General features: G+C 51.5%; 20 protein-coding genes. 16 read left to right on the top strand and 4 right to left on the bottom strand.

Annotated features, from left to right (window positions below):
* Complete coding sequence (ispB, locus tag AYJ59_RS11530) at window positions 1-966, bottom strand: octaprenyl diphosphate synthase (protein ID WP_127120165.1); 966 nt, start codon at window positions 964-966, stop codon at window positions 1-3.
* Window positions 967-1228: 262 nt separating this feature from the next.
* Between ispB and rplU the strand changes: the two genes are divergently transcribed.
* From rplU to AYJ59_RS11485, 9 genes are all read left to right on the top strand, one after another.
* The gene (gene rplU / locus AYJ59_RS11525; RefSeq protein WP_029939609.1) at window positions 1229-1543 is read left to right on the top strand and encodes a 50S ribosomal protein L21; all 315 of its coding nucleotides are present in this window, start codon (window positions 1229-1231) and stop codon (window positions 1541-1543) included.
* 91 nt (window positions 1544-1634) lie between these two features.
* Window positions 1635-1892: a 50S ribosomal protein L27 gene (gene rpmA, locus AYJ59_RS11520; protein WP_029939610.1), complete on the top strand. Its 258-nt coding sequence runs from the start codon at window positions 1635-1637 to the stop codon at window positions 1890-1892.
* A gap of 142 nt (window positions 1893-2034) precedes the next feature.
* Window positions 2035-3078 (top strand): Obg family GTPase CgtA, encoded by a 1044-nt coding sequence (cgtA, locus tag AYJ59_RS11515; protein ID WP_029939611.1) that lies wholly within the window; start codon window positions 2035-2037, stop codon window positions 3076-3078.
* Window positions 3079-3081: 3 nt separating this feature from the next.
* Window positions 3082-4212: a glutamate 5-kinase gene (gene proB, locus AYJ59_RS11510; protein WP_029939612.1), complete on the top strand. Its 1131-nt coding sequence runs from the start codon at window positions 3082-3084 to the stop codon at window positions 4210-4212.
* A gap of 237 nt (window positions 4213-4449) precedes the next feature.
* Window positions 4450-4740 (top strand): co-chaperone GroES, encoded by a 291-nt coding sequence (locus AYJ59_RS11505; protein WP_029939613.1) that lies wholly within the window; start codon window positions 4450-4452, stop codon window positions 4738-4740.
* A 41-nt stretch (window positions 4741-4781) separates the two neighbouring features.
* Window positions 4782-6422, top strand: a complete 1641-nt coding sequence (groL, locus tag AYJ59_RS11500; RefSeq protein ID WP_127120164.1) for a chaperonin GroEL — start codon at window positions 4782-4784, stop codon at window positions 6420-6422.
* A 431-nt stretch (window positions 6423-6853) separates the two neighbouring features.
* Window positions 6854-7903: an N-acetyl-gamma-glutamyl-phosphate reductase gene (argC, locus tag AYJ59_RS11495; protein ID WP_127120163.1), complete on the top strand. Its 1050-nt coding sequence runs from the start codon at window positions 6854-6856 to the stop codon at window positions 7901-7903.
* A gap of 87 nt (window positions 7904-7990) precedes the next feature.
* The gene (gene erpA / locus AYJ59_RS11490; protein WP_029939616.1) at window positions 7991-8332 is read left to right on the top strand and encodes an iron-sulfur cluster insertion protein ErpA; all 342 of its coding nucleotides are present in this window, start codon (window positions 7991-7993) and stop codon (window positions 8330-8332) included.
* Window positions 8333-8421: 89 nt separating this feature from the next.
* Entirely contained in the window at window positions 8422-9606 is a 1185-nt protein-coding gene (locus tag AYJ59_RS11485; protein ID WP_038151844.1) for a citrate synthase, read from the top strand.
* Between the two features lie 103 nt (window positions 9607-9709).
* Here the strand turns inward: AYJ59_RS11485 and AYJ59_RS11480 are convergent, their stop codons facing one another.
* The 3 genes from AYJ59_RS11480 to AYJ59_RS11470 all read right to left on the bottom strand — a co-directional run bounded on the left by AYJ59_RS11480 (window position 9710) and on the right by AYJ59_RS11470 (window position 12483).
* Window positions 9710-10828 (bottom strand): anhydro-N-acetylmuramic acid kinase, encoded by a 1119-nt coding sequence (locus tag AYJ59_RS11480; RefSeq protein WP_237260331.1) that lies wholly within the window; start codon window positions 10826-10828, stop codon window positions 9710-9712.
* Window positions 10821-12095 (bottom strand): M23 family metallopeptidase, encoded by a 1275-nt coding sequence (locus tag AYJ59_RS11475; RefSeq protein ID WP_237260330.1) that lies wholly within the window; start codon window positions 12093-12095, stop codon window positions 10821-10823. Before AYJ59_RS11475 ends, AYJ59_RS11480 begins: the two co-directional genes overlap by 8 nt.
* A gap of 160 nt (window positions 12096-12255) precedes the next feature.
* Window positions 12256-12483, bottom strand: a complete 228-nt coding sequence (locus tag AYJ59_RS11470) for a sulfurtransferase TusA family protein (protein ID WP_127120162.1) — start codon at window positions 12481-12483, stop codon at window positions 12256-12258.
* A 158-nt stretch (window positions 12484-12641) separates the two neighbouring features.
* Here AYJ59_RS11470 and glyQ point away from each other — a divergent pair, with 158 nt between their 5' ends.
* The 7 genes from glyQ to AYJ59_RS11435 all read left to right on the top strand — a co-directional run bounded on the left by glyQ (window position 12642) and on the right by AYJ59_RS11435 (window position 19334).
* On the top strand, window positions 12642-13559 hold the full coding sequence (gene glyQ, locus AYJ59_RS11465) for a glycine--tRNA ligase subunit alpha (RefSeq protein WP_068650118.1): 918 nt from the start codon (window positions 12642-12644) through the stop codon (window positions 13557-13559).
* 7 nt (window positions 13560-13566) lie between these two features.
* Window positions 13567-15639, top strand: coding sequence for a glycine--tRNA ligase subunit beta (gene glyS / locus AYJ59_RS11460; protein ID WP_127120440.1), 2073 nt, complete (start codon window positions 13567-13569; stop codon window positions 15637-15639).
* Window positions 15640-15774: 135 nt separating this feature from the next.
* Window positions 15775-16308: a D-glycero-beta-D-manno-heptose 1,7-bisphosphate 7-phosphatase gene (gene gmhB, locus AYJ59_RS11455; protein ID WP_127120161.1), complete on the top strand. Its 534-nt coding sequence runs from the start codon at window positions 15775-15777 to the stop codon at window positions 16306-16308.
* Window positions 16305-17075: a lysophospholipid acyltransferase family protein gene (locus AYJ59_RS11450; protein ID WP_127120160.1), complete on the top strand. Its 771-nt coding sequence runs from the start codon at window positions 16305-16307 to the stop codon at window positions 17073-17075. Before gmhB ends, AYJ59_RS11450 begins: the two co-directional genes overlap by 4 nt.
* A 13-nt stretch (window positions 17076-17088) precedes the next feature.
* Window positions 17089-17916, top strand: coding sequence for a motility protein A (locus tag AYJ59_RS11445; RefSeq protein WP_029939625.1), 828 nt, complete (start codon window positions 17089-17091; stop codon window positions 17914-17916).
* A 12-nt stretch (window positions 17917-17928) separates the two neighbouring features.
* Window positions 17929-18654, top strand: a complete 726-nt coding sequence (locus AYJ59_RS11440; protein ID WP_127120159.1) for an OmpA/MotB family protein — start codon at window positions 17929-17931, stop codon at window positions 18652-18654.
* Complete coding sequence (locus AYJ59_RS11435) at window positions 18651-19334, top strand: OmpA/MotB family protein (protein ID WP_127120158.1); 684 nt, start codon at window positions 18651-18653, stop codon at window positions 19332-19334. Before AYJ59_RS11440 ends, AYJ59_RS11435 begins: the two co-directional genes overlap by 4 nt.
* The last annotated feature ends 9 nt before the right edge of the window (window positions 19335-19343 follow it).

Here is a 19343-nt window from a genome sequence, read left to right as displayed (position 1 = left end):
TCAGTGGTTGCGGTTAACGGCTAAGTCGGCCAGTGACAATAAAGCGGTTTTTAGCGGTGAATCCGCCAAGTCTTCCAAAGCCGCTTTGGCTTTGTCCGCTTCGGATTGCGCTACGCTTTGAGTAAATGCTAAAGCGCCGGAATTTTGAATAATGTCGGTGACTTCCTGAAGCAACGCAATGCCGTCGGTTTCGATGGCGCGGCGAACCAGCGCTTTTTCATCCTCGGAACCGTTTTCCAGAATGTAAATCAACGGTAAGGTCGGCTTGCCTTCGGCTAAATCGTCCCCCAGGTTCTTCCCCAGTTCATCGGCATCCGCCATGTAATCCAGTGCATCATCGATTAATTGGAAAGCGGCTCCCAAGTGGCGCCCGTAAGCGGCAAAACCTTCTTCCAGATTCGGTTTGTTCGCCAGAACCGGCCCGAGCAGGGTGGCGGCTTCAAAGAGTTTGGCCGTTTTGCGGTGGATGACTTCCATATAGCGTTCAGTGGTGGTGTCGGCGTCGTGGCAGTTCAGCAGTTGCAATACCTCACCTTCGGCGATGACGTTGGTGGTTTCCGACATGATTTCCATGACACGCATCAGACCGGGTTCCACCATCATTTCGAACGAGCGTGAATAAAGAAAATCCCCCACCAATACGCTGGCGGCATTGCCCCAGACTTCATTGGCGGTCTTGTTGCCGCGACGGGTTTCGGATTCGTCCACCACGTCGTCGTGCAGTAGCGTGGAAGTGTGAATGAATTCGATGACGGCGGCCAAGGTCAAGTGATCTTGGCCGTCGTAGTCGCAGGCGCGAGCGGACAATAATACCAATAACGGTCTTAAACGCTTTCCGCCACTGTTGACGATGTAATGGCCAATTTGGTTGATAAGCACGACATCGGAAGCCAGGCGAGACAGAATCAATTGGTCGGTGGCCTGGATGTCGGACTGGATAAGTTGTCGGATTTCAGAAAGCGTCATGTATTTTGTTGTATGTGTTACTTGTTAGTCTCAGAGAGGCAAAGTTTAGTATGAAACGGACGGGAAGCAAAGTTATAAATCGGTTTTTTCGGTAATCCGTAGGTCAGCCGGGATATTTAAAAAGTGTTTGAAATTATTTTATAAATTATTTCCGATATGGGGTTTGACCTCTAATATAAAAGGTTATATAATCCCGCCTTTGCCGTTACTGACGGCGTGAATAACAGAATAAATGAATATTTGAAACCGGGAGTTTCCAAGAATGTATGCGGTAATTAAAACCGGTGGTAAGCAATATCGTGTTCGTGAAGGTCAGGTTCTACGTGTTGAATCCCTAAATGCAAACGAAGGGGATAAAGTAGAATTCGATCAGGTCATGATGGTTGGTGAAGGTGCAGACGTTAAAGTAGGTGCGCCTCTTGTTGAAGGTGCCAAAGTTGCGGCAACCGTTACAGCAAACGGTCGTGGTAAGAAAGTGACAATCATCAAGTTCCGTCGTCGTAAGAACAGATCACGTTCTAAGCAAGGCCATCGTCAAAATTATACGGAAGTTGAAATCACAGGAATTTCAGCGTAATTTCGGACTGATTCAGTCAGTTTTGAATTAGATTAATACAATCTGAGTTGTTTCTGAGTAGGGAGCAGACAGATTAACAGGAGATGTCACCATGGCTCATAAAAAGGCTGCAGGTAGTACTAAAAACGGTCGCGACTCTAATGCTCAGCGACTAGGCGTTAAGCGTTTTGGTGGTGAGCAAGTTCTAGCGGGAAGCATTATCGTTCGTCAACGTGGTACTAAGTTCCACGCCGGTGATAATGTTGGTCGCGGCAAGGATGACACTTTGTTTGCAAAAGCGACGGGTGAAGTTGCTTTCGTTACCAAAGGTAAGCCTCAACGTACTTACGTAACAATTAAAGCCGACTGATTCCAGTCTGCCAAAATTGTTGACAGAAAGCCCCGCGAGTCGGGGCTTTTTTATTTCTAGGTTAAGGTGATTGGCTGGGCTAAAATAAACAGCATTATCTCGCTCGGTGCGCCTTAGGACAGACACATTAGGATTTCAAATCATGCAATTTGTTGATGAAGCCAATATTCGGGTAGTGGCCGGTCGCGGTGGAAACGGCGTGGCCAGTTTTCGGCGTGAAAAATACATTCCGTTCGGCGGGCCGAACGGTGGTGACGGCGGAGATGGCGGCAGTATTTACTTGATTGCCGATCGCAACATCAACACCTTGATTGATTTCCGTTATACCCGGGACTATAAAGCCCAGAACGGCCAGGCCGGAATGGGGCAGCAAAAGACCGGTCGAGCCGGGGAAGACCTGATTATTCCGGTCCCGGTCGGCACCATCGTGCGCGACTTGGATACGCAAGAAGTGATTGGCGACCTGGTTGAGCACGATCAGGTGTTGCTGGTAGCCAAGGGTGGCCGCCACGGTCTAGGGAATGTGCATTTCAAAAGCAGTACCAACCGTACGCCACGTCAATGTACCCCGGGTGAACCGGGTGATGAGCGTAACCTTGGGCTGGAGTTGTCGGTGTTGGCGGATGTCGGTTTGCTGGGGTTGCCGAATGCGGGTAAGTCCAGTCTGATTACCGCCGTCTCCGCCGCACGTCCGAAGGTCGCGAATTATCCGTTTACCACGCTTTACCCGAATTTGGGGGTGGTGCGGGTCTCGCCGGAATCCAGTTTTGTCATTGCCGATATCCCGGGGCTGATTGAAGGCGCATCGGAAGGCGCGGGGTTGGGTGTGCAGTTCTTGAAGCATCTGTCGCGAACCGGTTTGTTGTTGCATGTGGTCGATATCGCCCCGATTGACGATTCCGATCCGGTTGAATCGGTGCGCGTCATCGAAAAAGAGCTGGAAAAGTACAGTGAGGCTTTGGCTGGAAAAGAGCGTTGGTTGGTGCTGAATAAAACCGATCTGCTACCCGAAGAAGACGCCAGCGAACTGTGCAACGATATTATCGAGCAGCTGGGGTGGCAAGGACCGGTGTATGCGATTTCGGCCGTGAATCGAACCGGCACCGAAGCGTTGATGAAAGAGATTGCCTACGGGTTGGAGCAAAATCGTTTGAAAGCCTTGGAAGAAGGCGACGAAGAGTCATAGAAAATGGTCACACGTTCAAACATTCACACAAAATCGCGCCGCTGGGTGGTGAAAATCGGCAGCGCTTTGCTGACCAACGACGGTAAAGGCCTGAATCAGGCCGCGTTGGCGAATTGGGTGTCGCAGATGGTGCAGCTGAAAGAGCAGGGTATCGAGCTGGTGATTGTGTCTTCCGGTGCGGTTGCGGAAGGGATGCAGCGTTTGGGTTGGACCAAGCGGCCGTCCGAAATCAATGAGTTGCAGGCCGCCGCCGCAGTCGGGCAGATGGGGTTGGTGCAGGCTTATGAATCCGAGTTTGCGAAAAATGGTATCCGCACCGCGCAGATTCTGATGACGCACGATGACCTGTCGAATCGTGCCCGTTACCTCAATGCCTCCAATACCATTCAAACTCTGTTGGAGCACCATGTGGTGCCGATTATCAACGAAAACGATACTGTCGTGACCGATGAGATTCGTTTTGGCGATAACGATACCTTGGCCGCTCTGACCGCGAACCTGGTGTCGGCAGATGTGTTGGTGATTCTGACCGACCAAAACGGATTGTATAACGATAATCCGCGCACCAATCCACACGCTACGCTGATTTCGGAAGCGGAAGTCAGCCGTAAAGATATCGAAGCCATGGCCAGTCCGGAAGGCGGAAGTCTCGGAAAAGGTGGTATGTACACCAAAGTGATGGCGGCGAAACGCGCGGCGCGTTCGGGGACGGCGACGTTTATTGCGTCGGGTCGGGAAGAGAATATTTTGCCGCGGTTGCAGGCCGGAGAGAATCTTGGCACCTTGTTGATTCCGGATTTGGAGCCTTTAACCGCACGTAAGCGCTGGTTGGCCGGGCATCTTCAGGCCAAAGGGCAGTTGGTGTTGGACGACGGCGCGGTAAAAGCGTTGCAATCTTCCGGCCGAAGCTTGTTGCCGATCGGTGTCAAAGCGATCGACGGCGAATTTCAGCGCGGTGAGATGGTGATTTGCGTCAATGAAAAAAACCAGGAAGTGGCGCGGGGGTTGGTCAATTATCCTTATCATGAGGCCGAGAAAATCATCGGTCATCCATCATCGGACATTACCGATTTGCTTGGCTATTCGGAAGGCGAGTTTTTAATTCATTGCGATAATCTGGTCCTAGTGGATTAAGCCGCCATTCACATTCGGTCGAAATATCTCTTCTCATAAAAACGCCCAGGCCTGGGCGTTTTTTGTTTTTTACGGAAATTTTCCGCTCCATTCCTTGAAAAAAAAATAACTGCCCCCATAAGGCTTGACAGTGACAAACCGATTTATAAAATAATTAGCACTCTATATGGTAGAGTGCTAATTATTGAAAACTTAGTAATCTAGTACCCTCATTTATCAAATGTTTAGGAGAATCCTATGAAAATTAAACCGTTGCATGACCGTGTGGTCGTTCGTCAAGTTGAAGAGCAAAAAGAAACGGCCGGTGGCATTCTGCTACCTGGTTCCGCTCAAGAAAAAGAAAACATGGGCGAAGTGGTCGCTGTTGGGCCTGGTAAGGCCGCCGATAATGGTTCCATTATCGCGATGACGGTCAAGGTTGGCGACAAAGTGATGTTCGGTCAATATTCCGGTCAGGAAGTGAAAGACGAAGACGGGCAAGCTTTGAAAGTGATGCGTGAAGACGACATCATCGCAATCGTTGAGTAATTTAAGCATTATTGAAACGTTTTAATAGAAGGATTTGAAAGATGGCAAAAGACGTAAGATTGGGCCTAGACGCCCGCGAAAAAATGGTAGAAGGGATCAATGTCCTGGCGGATGCGGTTAAAGTAACCTTGGGGCCAAAAGGCCGTAACGTGGTTCTTGAAAAATCATTCGGTGCCCCAACCGTCACCAAAGATGGTGTCTCCGTTGCACGTGAAATCGAATTGGAAGACAAGTTCATGAACATGGGTGCGCAAATGGTGAAGGAAGTTTCTTCTCAAACCAACGACGTGGCCGGTGATGGTACCACCACGGCGACCGTTTTGGCACAGTCCATCGTTCGTGAAGGGATGAAATCGGTTGCGGCCGGTATGAACCCGATGGATTTGAACCGTGGTATCCACAAAGCAGTGGAAGCGGTTGTTGAAGAAATTCAAAAAATGTCCGTACCGTGTACGACAACCGATTCGATTGCACAGGTTGGAACTATCTCGGCCAACTCCGATGCGTCGGTTGGTAAGATGATCGCCGATGCCATGGAAAAAGTATCGACCGAAGGTGTGATCACCGTTGAAGAAGGTTCTTCATTGCACGACGAACTGGTTGTGGTTGAGGGGATGGAATTCGATCGCGGTTACCTATCACCTTACTTTGTGACCAATCAGGAAAAAATGGTTGCGGAGCTGGAAAACCCATACATCCTGCTACACGACAAAAAAATCTCCAACATCCGTGATTTGTTGCCTACCTTGGAAGCGGTTTCCAAAGCCGGTCGTCCATTATTGATCATTGCGGAAGACGTTGATGGTGAAGCCTTGGCGACATTGGTTATCAACAACATGCGCGGTATCGTGAAAGCCACGGCCATCAAAGCGCCTGGCTTCGGTGAGCGTCGTAAAGCCATGCTTCAGGATATGGCGGTCTTGACCGGTGGTACCGTGATTTCCGAAGAAGTCGGTTTGACCTTAGACAACGTGACTTTGGACATGTTGGGTGAAACCAAGTCTGCGGTCGTTGGTAAAGACAGCACGAAGTTGATCGACGGTGCCGGTTCAAAAGAAGACATCGATGCACGTTGTGCGCAAATCCGCTCTCAAGTGGAAAACACCACATCCGATTACGATAAAGAGAAGCTGCAAGAACGTTTGGCGAAATTGTCCGGCGGTGTTGCGGTGATCAAGCTAGGTGCCGCGACTGAAGTCGAAATGAAAGAGAAGAAAGATCGTGTTGACGATGCGCTTCACGCGACTCGTGCCGCGGTTCAAGAAGGGATCGTAGCCGGTGGTGGTGTGGCCTTGGTTCGCGCCCGTTCTAAAGTGAAAGTGAAAGGTGATAACGACGAGCAACAAGTCGGTATCGAAATCGCTTTGCGTGCTATGGAAGAACCAATGCGTCAAATCGCGGCCAACTGTGGTCTGGAAGGTTCCGTTATCGTCAATAAAGTAATGGAATCCGACGGAAACATGGGCTTCGATGCCGCTTCTGAAACCTATGTCGATATGCTGGAAGCCGGTATCATCGATCCGGCGAAAGTCACGCGTTCGGCCTTGCAAAACGCCGCTTCCGTAGCTGGTTTGGTCTTGACGACCGGTGCGGCGATTGCCGATCTGCCTGCGAAAGACGGTGGTGCAGCCGATGCGGCGGCGGCAGCGGCCGGAATGGGAGGCATGGGCGGCATGATGTAATTTTTCGCCTAGGGCGTTCAAATTTCAGCGATAACCGCGTTGGGTTTGAACTTCCAGTGCTCATGGACTTAAATGTCCACGGTGCGCTGGTTTCAAATCCGTCTTGTTCTCATCTAAAATTTTGTACCGCCTAGGCTGAAAAATCATTTCAGCTCATTCTCAAAGGTCAGCTTATGCTGGCCTTTTTTATTGGGGGCGCATCGATAAGTCGTTTAGGCGCGTCGAATCCCCCGAGTTTTCACCAAAAAAATTTAAGAGCCCGCTTTGTGCGGGCTTTTTTGTGCCTGCCATTTGGCTTGGGTTTTTGAAGAATTGGCCAGGCCTGGGGTTTTGTTTGAAAGGGCGTTATGCTTTGAAAGCGAAAATGCTAAAATATTAATCTAATCACTTTGTAACAAAATAAACCGGCATCTGTGCCGAATGGTTGAAACATGGAAAACGCAACAGTCAAAATAGGAATCGTTGGTGGAACCGGGTATACCGGGGTGGAATTATTGCGCTTGCTGGCCAGTCACCCGAATGCGGAGGTGGTGGCGATCACCTCGCGAAGCGAAGCGGGCATGCCGGTAGCGGAGTTGTTTCCGAATCTGCGCGGTCACTATGATTTGGCGTTTTCCGAGCCGTCGCCGGAAGTTTTGAAAGGTTGTGATGTCGTGTTCTTCGCCACCCCGCACGGCGTGGCAATGAGTATGGCCAAGGAGTTGATGGCGGCCGGTGTGAAAATCATCGATTTGGCGGCGGACTTCCGGATTGAAGACATGCAGGCCTGGTCAAAATGGTATGGCATGGAACATGCCTGTCCGGATGTGATGCCGCAAGTGGCCTACGGTTTGCCGGAGCTGTTCCGGGCCGATATTCAGCAAGCCAAGGTAATTGCCAACCCAGGTTGCTATCCGACCAGTATTTTGCTGGGTGCCGTTCCGTTTTTGAAAGCCGGTTTGGTCAAGCTGGACGGCATTATTGCCGATGGTAAGTCCGGCGTCAGTGGTGCCGGGCGGGGAGCGAACGTCGCCATGCTGGGGGCGGAAATGAGCGAAAGCTTTAAGGCTTATGGCGCGGCCGGGCATCGTCACTTGCCGGAAATGTTGGAAAAATTACATCAGCAAGCCGGCGCCCCGGTGGATTTGACCTTTGTACCGCATCTGGTGCCGATGGTGCGCGGGATGGAGTCCAGTATTTACATGACCTTGACGCAAGACGTGTCTCAAGCCGAACTGCAATCGGTGTTGGAAGCGGCTTACGCCGATGAGCCTTTTGTGGATGTGATGCCGGCGGGGAGTTTGCCGGAAACACGGATGGTGAAAGGCTCCAATATGTGCCGTTTGGCGGTGTATCGTCCGGAAGGCGGTAATAAAGTGGTGGTGTCTTCCGTGATCGACAATCTGGTGAAAGGTGCGGCCGGGCAAGCGGTTCAGAATATGAATGTGCTGTGTCATTTACCGGAAACCAGCGGATTGCAACAGGTAGCATTGATGCCTTGAATCCGGCCCTTCGCGGTGGCGATGATTTACTGACGATGCCGCGGGCTTTTGTTACAATTAAACTTTGCGATAAAGTAGGAGGCGATCATGTCTGAAATGCCTACCCCGGTTAACTTCACCGAAGCGGCTGCGTCAAAAGTCAGTGGCCTGATTGAGGATGAAGGCAACCCGGATTTGAAATTACGAGTTTACATCACCGGCGGCGGTTGCTCCGGTTTCCAGTACGGTTTTACGTTTGACGAATCTCAAGCGGAAGACGACACGGTGGTTGAGAAAGAGGGCGTCAAATTAATGATTGACCCGATGAGTTTTCAGTACCTTGTCGGCGCGAAAATCGATTACCTTGAAGATCTTCAAGGCGCACGATTTGTCATCGAGAACCCGAATGCCACCACAACCTGTGGCTGCGGTTCATCGTTCAGTGTTTAAAATTCGATAAACACTTTATTTAACGGCACGATTATTCTCCGGTCATCCCGGCTTGTGGTCGTGTCCGAAATCATTTTCTAGGGTAAATTATGGAATACATTCCTGGTCTGGCAGGCGTGCCTGCAACAGAGTCTGAAATTTCTTATATCGACGGTCAAAAGGGCATTCTGACCTACCGTGGTTACAACATCATGGAACTGGCGGAATACTCTTCCTTCGAGGAAACCACGCTTTTGTTGCTGTTTGGCAATCTGCCGACGGCCGGTGAATTGGCGGATTTCGAAAATCAGCTCCGTAATGCCCGCCGCGTGAAATACAATCTGCGCGAGATTATGAAGAATCTGCCGGCTACGACGCATCCGATGCACATGCTGCAAGTCGCGGTGGCCAGTTTGGCCAGCTTTTACCCCAGTACTGAGTACATGAAGGGCGGGACGGAAAACCAGGCTTATATCAATGAAGTGACGGTGAACATCATTTCCCACATGGGCACCCTGGTCGCGATGTGGGAGCACATGCGCAACGGTTACGATCCAATTGAGCCGCGTAAGGATTTGACCTACGCGGAAAACTTCCTGTACATGGTGACGGGCGAAGAGCCGGATAAGGATTGGGCGCGGCTGTTGGATGCCTGTTTGATTCTGCACGCCGAGCACACCATCAATGCGTCGACCTTTACCACCATGGTAACCGGTTCGACCTTGGCGAATCCGTGCTCGGTTATTTCCTCGGCGATTGCGTCTTTGTCCGGTCCGTTGCACGGTGGTGCCAATCAAAAAGTCATCGAAATGCTGGATGAAATCGGTTCGCCGGAAAACGCGCGTCCTTACATTGAAAAGCGTCTGGCGGAAAAGAAAGTGATTTGGGGCATGGGGCACCGTGAATACAAAACCAAGGACCCGCGGGCTACGATTCTGCAAAAATTGTCTTCCGAATTGTTGCAGAAGAAGAACGATGCGGGTTCCCTGAGCCAGGCGTTTGCCACGGCGATGGAGGTGGAAAAGGTCTGTGAAGAGTTGTTGAGCCATAAAGGTGTTTACCCGAACGTCGATTTTTATTCCGGCATTCTGTACAAGGAAATGGGCTTTGACGCCGGTTTGTTCACGCCGATTTTTGCAGTGGCGCGTTCTGCTGGCTGGATGGCGCACTGGCGTGAGCAGCTGCAGAATAACAAAATCTTCCGTCCGACACAGATTTACACCGGTGCCGGCAATTCCTGCTATTTGCCGATGGAAAAACGCGGCGAATCCCATGCGCGGGAAGCCGCTGAGTAATTCGAAACGTGTTTCCGTTTAAAAAAGCCGCTCATTGAGCGGCTTTTTTATTGGTCAAAATCACCAGGCCTGGTGATATTTATACTTAACAACGCATGTGATGTTAAGCGTGCCAGATACCGCCCAATATCGAATCGCGTTTGGCGCCGGTAATGCTGACCAGCGGAATGGCGCGGTTCAATAAGCGCTGTTGAGCGAGCCAGGCGCACATCATCGCTTCCATAGCATGGGGGTGAATGCCATAATCGGCGGTGGTTTTAACCGGATAGCTCAGGCTGTTTTGCAAGCGGTTCAGTAAGGTTTGGTTTTCGGCACCGCCGCCGCAAATCAGCACTTCTGTCGGGGGCTCGGGCAAGGTTTTCAGCCCTTGAATCAGTGTCTCGACGGTGAGTTGGTTGAGTGTCGATAACAGGGCTTTCGGGGTTGGTTGTTCGGAACTGAAAGAGGCCAATTGCCGATTCAACCAGGCCTGGTTGAAATAGTCCTTTCCGGTGGTTTTGGGAGCCGGTTGGGCAAAGTAGTCGTCCGTCAAAAGCTGCGCCAGTAATCGGTTGTCCGGTTCGGTTTGTGCCGCCAATTGCCCATTGGCATCGTAGTCGCATCCAAAATGCTGGCGGCAGATGTCATCCATTAAACCATTACCTGGCCCGGTGTCGAAACCAAGGGTGTCACTTGGCGACAGGTAGCTGATATTGGCGATGCCGCCGATATTGATGACCGCCAGACGTTCAGCGTGCGCAAACAGTGTGCGATGGAACGCTGGGGCCAGCGGCGCACCTTGGCCGCCGTTGGCGAGGTCGTCGATGCGAAAATCGGCCACGGTGGTCACAGCAGTGTGTTTGGCAATAAAGGCCGGGTGGCCGATTTGCAAGCTCATCGGAATGTCCGGTGCATGGAAAACAGTTTGGCCGTGGCTGCCGATGGCGGTTACGGTTTTCGATGCTGTGCCGGTTTGTTCCAGTAGCGCTTGGGTGGCTTGGGTGAACTGCATGGCCACATCGTGTTCCAGTTGGCACAGGCTTTTTAAACTGGCTTGCGGTTGTTCGTTGAGTTGATTTAAGGCTTGTTGTAAGGCTTGCGGGTAAGGATAGGTCAGAAAGCCTTTTAGGGCGATGTTGCCGTCTGAGAATTCGACCAAGGCCGCATCGATGCCATCGAGACTGGTGCCGGACATCAGTCCGATGTAGAGACCATCCACCGGACGGTCACCGGCGTTATTCAAAATTGGACACCAACTGGGTGTGCGGGTTGAGGCGGTCCATCTGGGCCGTCATCAAACCGGCGTATTGATCGAAACGGGCGCGGTACTGTTTCGGTACTGGGCCGGCGTCCGGGAATTTGACTTTCAATGGATCCACGTGACGGCCGCTTTTGCGGAATTCATAGTGCAAATGCGGGCCCGAAGCCAAGCCGGTTTGACCGATGTAGCCGATGGTATCGCCTTGACGTACCCAGTCGCCTTTTTTGTATTTGCCGAATTTGGACATGTGGGCATAAACAGTGGTGTATTTTCCGGCATGCTTGACGAAAATCACGCGGCCATAACTGCGGCTCCAAGCCCGTTTGACGATTTGGCCGTCACCGGTGACGTGAATCGGGGTGCCGATCGGTCCGCCGTAATCCACACCGCGGTGAGCACGCCATTTTTTCAAAACAGGGTGGTAGCGTTTGGGTTTGTAGCGGGAGGTGATGCGTACATAATCCACGGGGTTGCGCAAGAAGGCTTTGCGTAGATTTCGGCGGTTTTCATCGTAATAGCCCACTTTTTCATCGTTGGCGTCTCGTAATAAAAAGGCGGTATGGCGTTCGTTACCGGCGGTGGTGACTTCGGCGGCGAGAATGTCGCCGTCACCGATGTATTGTCCATTGATGAAATGTTTTTCGTAGATGACTTTGAACGGGTCGCCTGGGCGTAGCTGGCGAATGAAGTCGATTTCCCACGAAAAGATATCGGCCAGATTCATAATGGTTTTGGCGCTGAGTCCGGCTTCGGTGCCGCTCAGGTAAAACGAATGTTGGATGGTGCCGGCGGCTGTTTCCACTTTGGTTTCCACCGGATGTTCGATTTTTTGAATTAAAAAATCATCGTTGTCCTGGCGGATTAACTGGTAGTGGGTGGCATCGTGTTTCGGGTAGAGGATTTTCTGCAACTGGTTCTGCTGGTCGGTCCAGATATCCAAGGCATCGCCGACGCGCAATTGCGTCAACCATTCACCGTGTTGGGTGGTAGCGATTTTAAAACTGGTGCCGGCCGGAATGCCGAGGGCGTCGAGTGCTTGCGACAGGCTGCCGTTTTTCTGAATGGTGACATGGTGTTTATGCCAGCCGTTATCGGGCGTTTTGTCGGTGAGGTTAGCGGTATCCGTGAGCGGCGGAAGAGGGAGTCGCTGCTTCTCCGCCGGTTGGGAGGCGGTGGCGAACTGCACGACAAACAAGAAAATCAGTGTCAGTAACAGTATAAAATGTAAGCTTGCTTTTAACTGGTTCACTAGTCTTTCTAAGTGTTTGTAAATCGGTTGAAAAACCGATTCAATACCTGCTCTAAAAATGCGTTAAGCCTGATTATACCTGAACAAAAACCGTAAATACTAGCCTTAATCATGAAGAAAGCTTTCCAGTTCAGGTATTTTTAAACCATTTAAGCTTGATTTAGCCGACTTCGACTTCAATGTCGCAGCCGTAATCCGTTGGGTTTGCGCTAATGAACGAGTGCTTGTTCACGTTACACCAGCTGCGGATGTCCTTTTCGGCGCCGGGATCGGTGCATTCGATAATCAGGCGTTCGCCGGATGATGACTGGCGAACGCTTTGCTGCAATTTAATCACCGGCATTGGGCATTTGAGGCCTTTTGCGTCAATCCGCTGTGCTTCGGGCATTTTTTTATCCAATAAGTTGTTATAATTAGCGGTATTTTACGTCAGAAAGGCCGGGGTTTTGCGTAAATTGTGATGCGGTGGCTAGGTGCCATCAAAACACGGACGTGGCCTCGGTGATTCAAACCCATTACACAGTATCAAACAGACAGGGAAACAAAGTGTCTAACAACGCGGCAACGGATATTTCAACTTTTCAAGGGTTGATCCAAACCCTTCAAGCCTTCTGGGCAGAGCAAGGTTGCGTCATTATGCAACCGTACGACAACGAAATGGGAGCGGGAACCTTCCATCCATCCACCTTTCTAAAAGCCGTCGGCCCGGAGCCATGGCGTGCGGCCTATGTTCAGCCATGCCGCCGTCCAACCGACGGTCGCTACGGTGAAAACCCGAACCGTTTGCAGCATTATTATCAGTTTCAGGTGATGTTGAAGCCGTCGCCGGATAATATTCAGGAACTGTATCTGGAATCGTTGAAAACCCTTGGCATCGACCCGTTGGAACATGATATTCGTTTTGTGGAAGACAACTGGGAGTCGCCAACCTTGGGGGCTTGGGGCTTGGGCTGGGAAGTTTGGATGAACGGGATGGAAGTGACCCAGTTCACCTATTTCCAACAAGTCGGCGGCTTGGAATGCCGTCCGGTGACCGGTGAAATCACTTACGGTCTGGAGCGCATCGCCATGTACCTGCAAGGCGTCAACAGTGTGTACGACCTGACTTGGGTGAACGGGCCGGAAGGCAAAGTTACTTATGGGGATGTGTTCCATCAAAACGAAGTGGAAATGTCGACCTATAACTTCGAAAAAGCCGATACCGAAATTTTGTTCCGTACCTTTGACGAATGCGAGACCGTGTTCGGAAAACTGGTGGCGGACAAGCTGCCTTTGCCGGCTTACGAGCAGGTATTGAAAGCGTCGCATGCCTTTAACCTATTGGATGCGCGTCATGCCATCAGTGTGACGGAGCGTGCCCGCTTTATCGGGCGAGTGCGTAACATGGCGAAGCAAATCGCCGAAGCCTATTATGAAGGACGAGAAGCGCTTGGCTTCCCTCTGGTCAAAGAGGGAGGGCAATAAGATGACCATGGATATGAAGACAACGGATTTTTTAGTTGAAATCGGAACCGAAGAACTGCCGCCGAAGGCCTTGAAAACCCTTTCGAAAGCGTTTGTGGACGGTGTCAAATCTGGTTTGGATGAAGCGGAACTGCGTTATGAATCCGCGCTCGGCTACGCGGCACCGCGCCGTTTGGCGGTGCGGGTGCAAGGTTTGCAGGCCCGTCAGGAAGATAAGACCGTCGAACGCAAAGGGCCGGCCAAGAAAGCGGCCTTTGATGCGGACGGAAATCCGACCAAAGCGCTGCAAGGCTTTGCGCGAGGCTGCGGTGCCGATGTCGCCGACCTGTCGGAATTGGAAACCGATAAAGGCATTTGGATGGTCTACTATCTGGAGCAGAAAGGCCAAGCGGCCGCCGATTTGTTGCCGGAGATTGTGAATCAAGCCTTGGCGAAATTGCCGATTCCGAAGCGCATGCGCTGGGGCAGCTCCGATGTGGAATTCGTCCGTCCAGTCCACTGGGCGTTGATGTTGCTGGATGATGCGGTGGTGCCGGCCACGGTATTGGGGCACAAAACGTCGAACGTGACGCACGGCCACCGTTTTCATGCGCCGCAAGCGATTGAAATCGCCAGGCCTGGTGATTACTTGACCGTGTTGCGTGAACAAGGCTATGTCGAAGCCGATTTCGACGCGCGCCAGGAACGCATTCGTCAACAAGTCATCGCCGCGGCCGAGTCGGTCAATGGCGTAGCGGAAATTGATGAAAGCCTGTTGGAAGAAGTCGCGGCCCTGAATGAATGGCCGACCGCGGTGGTGGGCGACTTTGACGAAAGTTTCCTGAATGTACCGTCGGAAGCCTTGATTTCGGCGATGAAAGGGCACCAGAAATATTTCCATATTCTCGATGCAAACGGTCGCTTGATGGCGAAATTCATTACCTTGTCGAACATCGAAAGTTCCAATCCGGAGTCGGTGAAGAAAGGGAATGAGCGCGTGATTCGTCCGCGTTTGTCGGATGCCAAATTCTTCTGGGATCAAGACCGTAAACAGCCGTTGGACGACTTCCTGCCGCGTTTGAAAACCGTGGTGTTCCAACAAAAGCTCGGTACCTTGTACGACAAGGTCGAGCGTTTGGAAACGCTGGTGGTGAAAATCGGCAAGCCGTTGGGTGAGGAGTCGCAGATTCTGGAACGCGCGGCGCGTTTGTCGAAATGCGACTTGATGAGCGAAATGGTGGGTGAGTTCCCGGATCTGCAAGGCGTGATGGGACGCTATTACGCTCAGGCGCAAAATGAAAACGCTTTGGTTTCGGAAGCGATTGATGGTCAGTATCAGCCGCGCTTTGCCGGGGATGCTTTGCCGGAATCGGCGGTGTCTCAAGCCTTGGCGATTGCCGATAAGCTGGATACGATTACCGGTATTTACGGCATCGGTCAGGTGCCGACCGGGGATAAGGACCCGTTCGCCTTGCGTCGTTCCGCTTTAGGCTTGATGCGCATCATTATCGAAAAAGAGCTCGATTTGGATTTGCGTTTGTTGATTCAATTCAGCTTGGATTTGCATTCTGAAATCACCGCTTCCGAGACATTGGTGGATGAAATTTACGATTTCATCGTCAGCCGTTTGAAAGCCTATTACGCGGCCAAAGGAGTGTCCTCTGAACAATTTGAAGCGGTCCGTGTTTGTGCGCCGGCCCATCCGTTGGATTTCGGCAAGCGTATTGATGCGGTCTGTCAGTTCAGCGATATGGAGGGTGCGGAGAGTTTGAGTGCGGCCAACAAACGTATCTCCAACATTCTCAAAAAATACGACGGCGACTTGCCGGAGGAAGTCGATACCACGCTGTTTGAAGAAGCGGCTGAAAAGGCGCTGTTCGAGGCGTTGGATGCGTTGCGTGAAACAGTCAGCAGCCAGATTGCCGGACGCGATTATGCGGCGGCCATGGCCTTACTGGCGACCATTCGTCAACCGGTGGACGCTTTCTTCGATCAGGTCATGGTGATGGCCGATTCGGAAGCGGTTAAGCAGAACCGTTTGGCGCTGTTGAATCAAATTTATCAACTGTTCTTACAGGTGGCGGATATCTCGCGTCTGTAAGCCCTTGTGTGTATTGAAAAACGGGCTCGCAGTCTTTGGCTGTCGGGTCCGTTTTGTTTTAAGGCGTCTGAAAAGACGAATGAAAATAACCAGGCCTGGTCATTGTTATGATTGGGCGTTTGTTAGGAAAATCGCATGAAATTGATTGTATTGGATCGCGATGGCGTGGTGAATGAGGATTCGGATGCTTACATCAAGCATCCGGATGAATGGCATCCGGTGCCAGGCAGCTTGGAAGCCATTGCAAAACTGAAGCAAGCGGGTTGGACGGTGGCGGTGGCCACCAATCAGTCCGGGGTTCGGCGCGGTTATTATTCACGCGAGACGCTTCACGCCATGCATATGAAATTTGTGGCGTTGCTGGCAGAGCAGGACGCGGAAGTGGACTGGATCAGCTATTCGCCTTATGTCGCGGAAGACGACTCGCCGTGCCGTAAACCGGGAACGGGCATGTTGCAGGCCATTGAAAATCGTTTTGGCGTGTCCTTGGCGGGGCAACCGATGGTGGGCGATACCTTGGCAGATATTGCCGTGGCAAAGGCCAAAGGCATGACGCCCTATCTGGTGAAAACCGGAAAAGGTCCACGAACCTTGGCGACACAAGACCCTTTGTTGTCGGGTGTTCCGGTTTACGACAATTTATTGACGGTGGTGGAGGTTTTGCTATGAGCGCGCTGAAAAAGGGATTCTACGGATTTCGGTCGATTTTGTTCGCAATCGGGCAAGTGGTGTCGGTCATCCTGTTTTCAGTAGTGGGCCAGCTGTTGCGGCCCTTCTCGAACCGCGCCCGTTACCAGTTTATCCACTACTGGGCTCGATTCTGTATTTGGTGGTTGAAGGTGACTTGTGGTGTCTCCTATCGACTGCACGGTCGCGAGCATCTGGACTTCTCAAAAACTGGTTTGGTTCTTGCTAGACATGAGTCGACATGGGAAACCTTGGCTTTTCAGGAAATTTTCCCACGACAAACATTCGTATTGAAAAAAGAACTGTTGCGGATTCCATTCTTTGGGTGGGGACTGGCTTTGCTGGACCCGATTTCGATTGACCGGAATGCCGGAAGACAGGCGATCAAACAAGTGGTGAGCGATGGTGTGGCGCGCCTCCACAATGATGTTTGGGTGGTGATTTTTCCGGAAGGAACCCGTATGACATCCGGCCAGCCCGGCAAGATCAAGCCGGGCGGCGCCTTGCTGGCGCAAAAGGCCGATGCGCCGGTGTATTTGGTGGCGCATAATGCGGGGCGCTTTTGGCCCAAAAACAGCTTTGTCAAATATCCCGGTATTGTGGATATTCATATCAGCCCGCCGTTGGAGACTGCAGATCTGACGGTGGCCGAAATCAACCAGAAAATAGAGGAATGGTTTTTAGCGCACTCTGACATTCAGCACGACAACTCAACCGATAAGAAGAGTGATAAGAGTGAGGTGCGCTGAAACGAAACGATAAATGAGTAAACTGGCAACCTTCATTGGCGTCTTTTTCGGAAGTCTGATCGTACTTCTGAGCATGGTCGATTTTGAAAAAGGCCAGTTGCTGTCTGCCTTCTTCAATTTTCAAGGGTTGCTGGTCGTTCTGGGCGGCACCTTCGCTGCCACGCTCATCAACTATCCGCTCTCTCAAATGGGGTGCTTCTTCCGCGGCATCGGCAAGGTGTTCGCATCCGAACCGGAATCGGAAAACGAAGCCATCGAACAAATCGTTTACCTCAGTCACATTGCGCAAAGCAAAGGCGTGTTGGCGCTGGAAAAGGAAATCGAGTTGATTTCGGATTCCTTCCTGCGCTTTGCGCTGTCGGAAATGATGGTCTATCGGGATAAAGAACACCTCGCCACCAGTTTGGAAAACCACTTGAACGCCATGCGGTTGCGACACCTCAATTGCCAGGATGTGTTTAACAATATGGCGTCTTACGCGCCCGCCTTCGGGATGATGGGAACGGTGATGGGGCTGATTATGATGATGACCTCGCAAGTGGGCGGAGATGCCGGCACCTATACGCCCGGGCAGTCCGACGATATGTTGAATAACTTGTTGCAAGGCATGGGCTTGGCGTTGGTGACGACGTTCTATGGCGTTTTGTTCGCCAACTTCGTGTTTATTCCGATTGCCGGTAAGTTGAAGGTGTTGTCAGACGCGGAAGCGCTGAAAAACGAAATTCTGATGTACGGGGTGTTGGGACTGAAAAACGAACAGCCGCCGTTGTTATTGCGTGAAAGCCTGACCGCTTTCGTCAATGAAAAAAACAAAGAGCGGTTGGAGCTGACGCTCAGGTAACGGAGGCGTGACATGAAATCGGAAGCCATCGTTCAAGCGGAGGAAGTGCGCGCGACTCAGCGCATGAAACGCAACCAGGCCTGGCAGATTGTGTTCATCGCTCTGTTTACCTCTCTGCTGGCGTTTTTTGTCTTGATTATTACCATGGTGGAATTGGAAGGTTCCAAGCCCAAACGTGATTATCAACGCCTGGTCAATAATCTTTATCAGGATTCCGTGCATTTGAAAAAACAATTGGGTCTGGAATGGCTGCACGTTGAAAACACCCTATCGAAAGGGGTTCGCTTTACCCTGGACGAATCGGATTTGGCTAAGCAAGACCTGTTCGCGCCCGCACGGGCCAGAGTGAATCCGCGTTACCTCCCTTACATTAATCGTTTTGTGTTGTTTTTAGATGAGTTGGATTTACCCACCTATGGGCAACGTCATCAAAAACTGGTCAATAGCATTTTACGACCGGATGAAAAATTCCAAGTCACCATTCGAGTAGAGGGGCATACCGATGCCAGCCCCTTGGCGAAAACCGCTTTGTATCGCAGTAACTTCGAGCTGAGCACGTTTCGGGCTTATGCCATTATGAGTTTGTTGAGGCTGTATACCGGCCTGCCCGACCATTTTTTCGCCATTGCCGGTTATGGCAGTTTTCGGCCAGTGACGAACAACCCGTTGGAGCCGGCAAACCGGCGGGTGGAAATCTATCTGGTGCCGCAATTGGTTCCGGTTGAGGAGGGACCATGAGTGCGCAGGCGTTGAAAGCACGCAGCTCCTGGCTGTTTTCGTTCGGGGATGTGATTACCTTGTTAATCACCTTCTTCATTATGATGATTGTCCTGAATAAAGGCGAAATCACGCGGGTGCAAAAATGGACCGAGATGCAGTTGGATTTGGCTTATGCCGACTTGAAGGAACAGATGGCCGGTGCGCAAGCCATTACGTTGGCGCGCAAAACCAACGGCATCTTGATCAATATCGATCAGAACGGCGCTTATGTCAAAGGTGGTTTTGAGCCTTCCGAGTCTTTGAAAGATGAACTGACCCGTTTAGGTCAAGCGTTGGGCGGTTTGCCGCTTTTTAAGCTCAGTCTCGCGGATATGCCGAAAAAGGTGGTGGAGTACGCCGAGGCGGACCACATGAAATGGCGAGCCGAAATTTCGGTGGAAGGGCATTCCGATAACGACAAGATCGACCCGAATTCCGCCCTGCGGAATAACTGGTTCTTGAGCACCATGCGGGCGCAGAATGTGATGCGTTTGCTGTACGAAAACAGCGATTTGTCACCGAGGTTGTTCGGCATCGCCGGTTATGGAGAGTTTCGCCCGATTGCTTCCAATGACACGCCGGCAGGCAAGGCCATGAATCGTCGGGTACAGATTTTGGTGGCCGCCAATTTTGAAAAGGATGATTGGACGGACGAATAAAGCCCACGA

This window comes from Thiomicrospira sp. S5, assembly GCF_003991075.1.
Classification (GTDB): Bacteria; Pseudomonadota; Gammaproteobacteria; order Thiomicrospirales; family Thiomicrospiraceae; genus Hydrogenovibrio; species Hydrogenovibrio thermophilus.
Note: the sequence above shows the minus strand (reverse complement) of the source record. Positions and strands in the feature narration are given on the sequence as shown.